Below are 6,468 nucleotides of genomic sequence, written 5' to 3'. Positions count from 1 at the left end.
GCTCCGCTTCGGCGATGCCACGGAACCAGCCCTACGTGAACAGCTCGCCAAGGCAATGGTCTACAAGGCGATCACAATCGGCCAGAGTGGCGACAGCAAGGCGGAGATCGCCGTCTATGACGAGGTGATCCGCCGCTTCGGCGATGCCCCGGAGCCAGACCTGCAAAAGGTGGTAGGCTTGGCTCGAGAATTTATCCAAGAAATGACCTCCGAACAGCAGGCAGGGTGATACGCTCACCCCCCCGACCGAAGGGAAGAGGAGCAGAACCCCGCCGGTCCCCACGATCCTGTTTTCTGACGCGGCGGGGAGTGGTAAGAGGATGCCATGATGACCGCAGCCCCCACGCCCGCCCCCGACGCCCCGTTTCCGCTCGCCCCGTTCCCGCTCGACCGCCGCCTGTCTGTCGCGCCGATGCTGGATTGGACGGACCGTCATTACCGCGTTTTCGCCCGTGGGCTGACGCGCCGCACCCTGCTGTACACCGAGATGGTGGTGACCGGGGCGATCCTGTTCGGGCAGCGGCCACGGTTTCTCGACTATGACGCCCGGGAAAACCCGCTGGCCCTTCAGCTTGGCGGGTCCGATCCGGCGCAACTGGCCGAATGCGCCCGCATTGCCGAAGACTGGGGCTATGCCGAGGTCAACCTGAATGTCGGCTGCCCGTCGGACCGGGTGTCTTCCGGCCGCTTCGGGGCCTGCCTGATGGCGGAGCCGGAACTGGTCGGCGACGGCGTCAAGGCGATGCAGGATGCCTGCGGCCTGCCGGTGACGGTCAAACACCGGCTGGGCATTGATGATCTGGACAGCTACGACCACCTGCGGCGCTTCCTTGATACCGTCTCGGCTGCCGGGTGCCAGGTGTTCACCATCCACGCCCGCAAGGCGTGGCTGAAGGGCCTGTCGCCGAAGGAAAACCGCGAGATCCCGCCGCTGCGCCACGATGTGGTGCATCAGGTGAAGCGGGATTATCCGCACCTCGACATTGTGCTGAACGGCGGCCTGAAGACGCTGGCGGAATGCCTGCCGCATCTGACCGACCTGCAAGGCTGCATGATCGGCCGTGCCGCCTACGAAACGCCCTATGTGCTGGCGGAAGCCGACCAGAGGATTTACGGCGACAGCCACGCCCCGGTCAGCCGCCACGACGCGGTGCGGCTGTTTGTGCCGTATGTGGAGGCCCAGCTTGCCAAAGGCGTGCCGCTGCACAGCATGACCCGGCATATTCTGGGCATCTTTCAGGGCCTGCCCGGGGCGCGGGCGTGGCGGCGGCACCTGAGCGAGAACGCCCCGAAGAAGGGGGCGGATGTCGGGGTGCTGCTGGCGGCGCTGGCCCATGTGCCTGAGGGCACTTATGAGAAAGGTGTGCCGGAAGGCACCGAGCCAAAGGATATGCCGGAAGGCACCGAGCCAAAGGATATGCCGGAAGGCACTGAGCCCAAAGATATGCCGGAAGGCACTTATGAGAAAGATGTGCCGGAAGGCACTGAAGAAAAAGGCGCGCCGCAGGCGTAAGCCTGCCCTACCGGCCTGCGGTCCACCACTCCAGAATGATCCTCAGCCGCGCCGCTGAGGAGGCATCCATCCGGAACCGCTGATTGTCCCAGCGGGCAACAAAATAGCACTGGGTCCGGTAAAACCCCTCCCCGCCGGGGCTGGTGTAAACGGCCTGAAGATAACTCTCCGCCACCAGCAGTCTGGCGTCGTCGATCGCGCGGCGGGTGGCATGCACCCAGATGCGGCGACACCCCGGCTCAATCGCCCTCAGCCGCTGCAACAGCGCCTCTGCCGCCTGCCTTTGCTGCGGGGAAATGACCTGACCGTCCGGCGGAGGGATCGCCAGAGATCCGGCCAGAATCTCAACGGCCAGCGGATGGCCGTCGGTGGCGGTTTTCGCCTCCGCCAGCGTCTGTTCCAGCAAAAACCGCAGGAAAGACTGCCATGCCGGGGACTGACGGCGCAGGCTGTACATCGGCAGCAGACACGTCACCTGCTCGGTCCCGCCAGCCTCCAGTGTGGCAATCGCCCGGCGGAGGCGGCGCAGACATGCCGGATCCTCCCCAGCCCTCAGATATCGGCGCAATCCTCGCTGAAGCGGGTGCCGGGCGGCCTTCCAGTCCCGCAGGTGCCGCCGCAGCCACGACCGGCCCCGCCGATAATCGGCCCGCAACCGTTCGCGGATTTTCCGGGTGTGGCGCGGAAAGTCCCACAGGAAAACCACCGGCTTTGCCAACCATGACAGGGCCTTGCCCACCGGGCCAATCGGTGGCGCCAAGGGGCCGCCATGCTGTTCCTGATGGCGGTCCCAGCTCCAGATCCAGCTTTTCCGCGAACTGCACAGGGCCTTGAGCTGGAGGTGCAGATCATCGGGGGAGACCCGGCCAAGCGGCGGAATCTCCATGCCATTCCACAGCCGGTCCAGACGGAAGGTGCGCGGCTCACCGTGCCCCAGATCCAGACCGGTCAGGTGAATAGTCCCGTTGCGATGCAGGATGATCCGGTCCAGCCACAGATGGCGCAGTTGTCGGTTGTATTCAAACCGCACCGGCTTCCCGATGCGGTCCACCAGCACGCCGTGATCCAGATATCCGCCCCGTACCGGCATGGCACCGATGCGGCCGAGCCAGTAAACCATCCGGGCCTTCAGCCACCGTTGCCCGGGCGGCTGAATCCGCCCGCCCAACGCTTCCAGCGCCGGTAAGCGGCCACGGGTCAGCCGCAGCCACCACCGCAGCAGCGGTTGCCGGGCCGGTGAGCAATCCCGCATCCCCCCCTGTGCGGCGGCAGCCTCCCGCCGCAGAATGGCCTCGCCGATCCGCTGCCGGGCGAGCAGACCCTGAAGCCGGGTCAAGCGCCGGATCGCAGGATCATCGGCCCGCAGCGGGGTGCGGTAAAGCTGCCCCCACAGGCTGAACACCATGCCGTCCTCCCCGACCTGCACAATGTGCCCCAGCCCCGGCGACGGCCCGGCGTCCGGGCAGTAGAGGGTTGTGAACGGATCGGCCTCCACCGGGCGGCAGGCAAATGAACGGTCAACCCGGATAACATCACCGGGCCTGATAACATCGCCGGGGCGGAGGGAACGGGGTCTGGTGGCCATGACAGCGGATCCTCTCGCCTCTTCAGGCGGGTATTTTACCGGTTCTCACAACCCCATCAAGATCCAGCCCTGACAGCCTTTCCAGCAAACGCAACAGGCCGGAGCGTATAGCCCCGGCCTGTTGTGTATCCCTGTGACGACGGTCAGCGCACCAGTTTCGGGTTTTCCTCGCGGAAGGCCCCGGCCTCGTGGATCAGCCAGTCGTAGAACAGTTGCGCCTTCGGCCGCAGCGGGGCGGTGCGGCTGCGCACCAGATGATAGGCCTTGCCTGCCGGAATCGCCGTATCAAACGGTCGCACCAGCGCCCCGGACCGCATCTCGCTCAGCACCAGACTGCCCCGGGCCAGCGCCACCCCCTGCCCCCGCGCGGCAGCATCCAGTGCCAGCGTGCTGTGACTGAAGCGCAGTTCCTTGGCCGGTTTCAGGGTTGCCGCCCCGGCCGCTTCCAGCCAGTGCGGCCAACTGACATAACCGCCGTGCATCTCGCTGAGTTCATCGACGATCACCGTCTGCATGCTCAGGTTGGCCGGGGCCTTCAGCACCATGCGTAGCAGCGGCCCGCAGACCGGGAACACCCAGTCTTCGAACAGCCGTTCCACCCGGTTTTCCGGCGCGGCCTCCGGCGAGGTGATGGTGCGCACGCCAAGGTCCACTTCGGCGGCTTCCAGATCAACCACCGCCGCTTCGGCCTGCACCCGGATCGGAATGTCCGGATACTGGGCCATAAACCCTTCCAGACGCGGGGCCAGCCATTTGGCGGCAAAGGCCGGGGGCACGGTGATCGTCACCGGAGCCTCCCGCGCCGGACGCACCCCGTCCACCGCCGTGGCGATGCGGTCAAAGGCATCACTCAGGCCGGGAAGAAGCCGCCGCCCTGCCGCCGTCAGTTCCACTGCCCGGTGGTGACGGACGAACATGGCAACGCCAAGGGCCTCTTCCAGCCCCTTAATCTGGTGGCTGACCGCTGCCGGGGTCACCGCCAGTTCCTCAGCCGCATCAACAAAGCTGCCGTGCCGGGCAGCCGCTTCAAAAGCACGCAACGCATTCAACGACGGTAAACGACGTTTCATGGTTCCTCCTGTCCCAGAGATAGGAAACCTATCTCTCATCCCCATTTGAACAGAACCTCACGCCCATCAACGTTAATCAACCGGCGATATTGGTCAGTAGGAGCCCATTCCCAAGCGGTACAGAATCTAACACAGGCCGGAGAGCGGACAATAGCCCGCAATCATTTTATTTCTACCGCACCTGCACATTTAATCTGCTGCAATTGCAAAAAACCCGGCCCCGCAGCAAAGGCGGACCGGGTTTTCTGGGATTATTCAAACTTTGTGTCTGGCCCCAGCGGGGCCAGCCGGACGACGTCAGGACAGCAGGCCGGTCAGCTTGGCGGCCAGCCCCTTCGATCCATCCACCTTGATCTTGCCCAGCGCGAAGGCGACCATCGCATCCATCTTGCCATCCATCAGCTTTTCCAGATTGGCCGAGGTGATGATGATGGTGGTGTCCGCCGGGCCATCATCCCGGCTGATCACCGCCGGGGTCTGAGTGGCGTCGATTCGCAGTATACCTTCGCCTTTAAGGTCGAACTTCACCACCGCCCGCAGGGCCCCGATATTGGGCAGAACATCACGGATACGCTCTTCAATCACGTCGATGGACATTGCGCTGCCTCCCGTCTGGCCGCACCGGAACAGCGGCGGCGGCCTCTTCCATGTCTTTGATCCGTGGCGGTTTTTTCTCCCGCCCTGACGGATGGGACCACGGACGTTGATACTTCTGGAACTGTTGTAACGCAGCGTGACGTTAACGTAAATAAAATATCGCAAAGGGAATTAACGCCCCTGCGGTGGACAGCCCCGGCCCCCGCCACCACACTCCGGCCCACCGAAGCGACCACCGCACACAGAAGGGGCCGTGATGCCGACCCTGTTTTACGTCATCGGCCCGTCCGGGGCCGGAAAAGACAGCCTGCTGGGCCACTGCCGCGCCGCCCTGCCCGATGGGGCCCCGCTGGTGTTCGCCCACCGCTACATCACCCGCCCGCTGGAGGCCGGAGGAGAGAACCACGTGGCGCTGACCCCGGCGGAATTCGCCACCCGGCAGGCGCACGGGGCCTTCTGCCTGCATTGGGATGGCAACGGCCTGCGCTATGGCATCGGGACCGAAGTCCGGGACTGGCTGGCCGCCGGGCTGTCGGTGGTGGTCAACGGATCACGCGGCTATCTGGATCAGGCCTCAGCCCGGTTCCCCGATCTGGTGCCGGTGCTGATCACCGTACAGCCGGAAATCCTGCGCGGACGGCTGGAAGGCCGGGGCCGCGAGACGGCGGCGGAGATTGAGCGCCGCCTGACCCGCGCCGCCGCCTTCACCGTCACGCACCCGCGCCTGATCCGCATCGACAATTCCGGCCCGCTGGATCAGGGGGCCGCTGCTTTACTGGCCGTGTTACAGGGACAATCAGGCTAATCGGACCTATTATTTCCTATAAAACAAATAAATCACCCCCAAGATTTTTTTGGCTTCCTTCAAAGTCTATATACGTAACAGCAGATATATCATTACAGAGGTCTTCAGATGAAACTGATCCTCCCAGATACAATATCAAACTTTATCTCTCATGCTCCGCTTCAGGCGGATGATATCGGAGAGTCTCCCTGTGCCGTTTACGCATTCACCCGGGGAAATGACCGCTTTTTCCTGAAAATCTCCCCCGCTGCGTTTGCCCCGACCACGTACAGCGTCAGCCGGGAAGCCGCCGTGCTGCGCTGGCTGGCGGGCCGCCTGTCGGTGCCGGAGGTGGTTGCCACCGCTGAAACCGACCACGGGGCCTTCATGATTACCCGTGCCCTGCCGGGAGACCCGCTGTTCACCCGTATTGACGCCGGAAAACCGGTGGAGGGACTGTTTCTGGAAGCCCTGCGGCTGGTGCAGGCGGTGCCGGTGGCGGAGTGCCCCTTTGACGCCGGGGTCTTCCCCCGCCTGACGGAACTGGACTATCTGCTGGCGCAGGGTCTGGCCGCCGAAGACATCGACCTCAGCCCATGGCCCGGCCTGACCGGACCGGAGGACCTGCGGGCGCACCTGCACGCCACCCGCCCGGCAGAAGATTCGGGGGAAGATCCGGTGTTCAGCCATGGCGATCTTGGCGACAGCAACATCCTGATCGACAGCCGGGAAACCCTGCACTTCATCGACCTCGGGCGCGGCGGACGGGCTGACCGCTGGCTGGATATCGCCTTCCTGTGCCGTAATCTGCGCGAAGAGGTTTCGGCGGAGGCTGAACAGGCGTTCCTCCGGCAGCTCGGCAGACCCGATGCCCCGGACCGGCGGCGCTTCTTCGAACAGCTTGATGAGCTGTTCTGAG

Annotated in this window: 7 protein-coding genes; 4 read left to right on the top strand and 3 right to left on the bottom strand. The window is 64.4% G+C overall.

From position 1 onward, the window contains the following. On the top strand, positions 1 to 229 hold a 229-nt coding region (locus FHS48_RS09375; RefSeq protein ID WP_221443449.1), incomplete at its 5' end, for a hypothetical protein. Between the two features lie 99 nt (positions 230 to 328). After that, positions 329 to 1,513, top strand: a complete 1,185-nt coding sequence (gene dusA / locus FHS48_RS09370; protein WP_260402417.1) for a tRNA dihydrouridine(20/20a) synthase DusA — start codon at positions 329 to 331, stop codon at positions 1,511 to 1,513. A gap of 7 nt (positions 1,514 to 1,520) precedes the next feature. Here the strand turns inward: dusA and FHS48_RS09365 are convergent, their stop codons facing one another. From FHS48_RS09365 to FHS48_RS09355, 3 genes are all read right to left on the bottom strand, one after another. Beyond that, positions 1,521 to 3,098, bottom strand: coding sequence for a hypothetical protein (locus tag FHS48_RS09365; protein ID WP_184263309.1), 1,578 nt, complete (start codon positions 3,096 to 3,098; stop codon positions 1,521 to 1,523). 143 nt (positions 3,099 to 3,241) lie between these two features. Next, positions 3,242 to 4,168, bottom strand: a complete 927-nt coding sequence (gcvA, locus tag FHS48_RS09360; RefSeq protein WP_184263308.1) for a transcriptional regulator GcvA — start codon at positions 4,166 to 4,168, stop codon at positions 3,242 to 3,244. A gap of 297 nt (positions 4,169 to 4,465) precedes the next feature. Further along, a complete protein-coding gene (locus tag FHS48_RS09355) occupies positions 4,466 to 4,765 on the bottom strand; it encodes an SCP2 sterol-binding domain-containing protein (protein WP_184263307.1) in 300 nt (99 codons plus the stop codon). A gap of 256 nt (positions 4,766 to 5,021) precedes the next feature. Between FHS48_RS09355 and phnN the strand changes: the two genes are divergently transcribed. After that, positions 5,022 to 5,570 (top strand): phosphonate metabolism protein/1,5-bisphosphokinase (PRPP-forming) PhnN, encoded by a 549-nt coding sequence (gene phnN, locus FHS48_RS09350; protein WP_184263306.1) that lies wholly within the window; start codon positions 5,022 to 5,024, stop codon positions 5,568 to 5,570. 108 nt (positions 5,571 to 5,678) lie between these two features. Next, the gene (locus FHS48_RS09345; protein ID WP_184263305.1) at positions 5,679 to 6,467 is read left to right on the top strand and encodes an APH(3') family aminoglycoside O-phosphotransferase; all 789 of its coding nucleotides are present in this window, start codon (positions 5,679 to 5,681) and stop codon (positions 6,465 to 6,467) included. Position 6,468 lies beyond the last annotated feature (1 nt).

Origin of the sequence: Novispirillum itersonii, assembly GCF_014205675.1 — a bacterium.
GTDB lineage: Bacteria > Pseudomonadota > Alphaproteobacteria > Rhodospirillales > Rhodospirillaceae > Novispirillum > Novispirillum itersonii_A.
This window is presented reverse-complemented; position numbering and strand designations above follow the sequence as displayed.

Excerpts from the sequence above, each read along its gene's own strand:
- dusA (WP_260402417.1), top strand. The coding sequence starts at position 329 with ATGACCGCAGCCCCCACGCCCGCCCCCGACGCCCCGTTTCCGCTCGCC.
- FHS48_RS09365 (WP_184263309.1), bottom strand. The coding sequence starts at position 3,098 with ATGGCCACCAGACCCCGTTCCCTCCGCCCCGGCGATGTTATCAGGCCC.
- gcvA (WP_184263308.1), bottom strand. The coding sequence starts at position 4,168 with ATGAAACGTCGTTTACCGTCGTTGAATGCGTTGCGTGCTTTTGAAGCG.
- FHS48_RS09355 (WP_184263307.1), bottom strand. The coding sequence starts at position 4,765 with ATGTCCATCGACGTGATTGAAGAGCGTATCCGTGATGTTCTGCCCAAT.
- phnN (WP_184263306.1), top strand. The coding sequence starts at position 5,022 with ATGCCGACCCTGTTTTACGTCATCGGCCCGTCCGGGGCCGGAAAAGAC.
- FHS48_RS09345 (WP_184263305.1), top strand. The coding sequence starts at position 5,679 with ATGAAACTGATCCTCCCAGATACAATATCAAACTTTATCTCTCATGCT.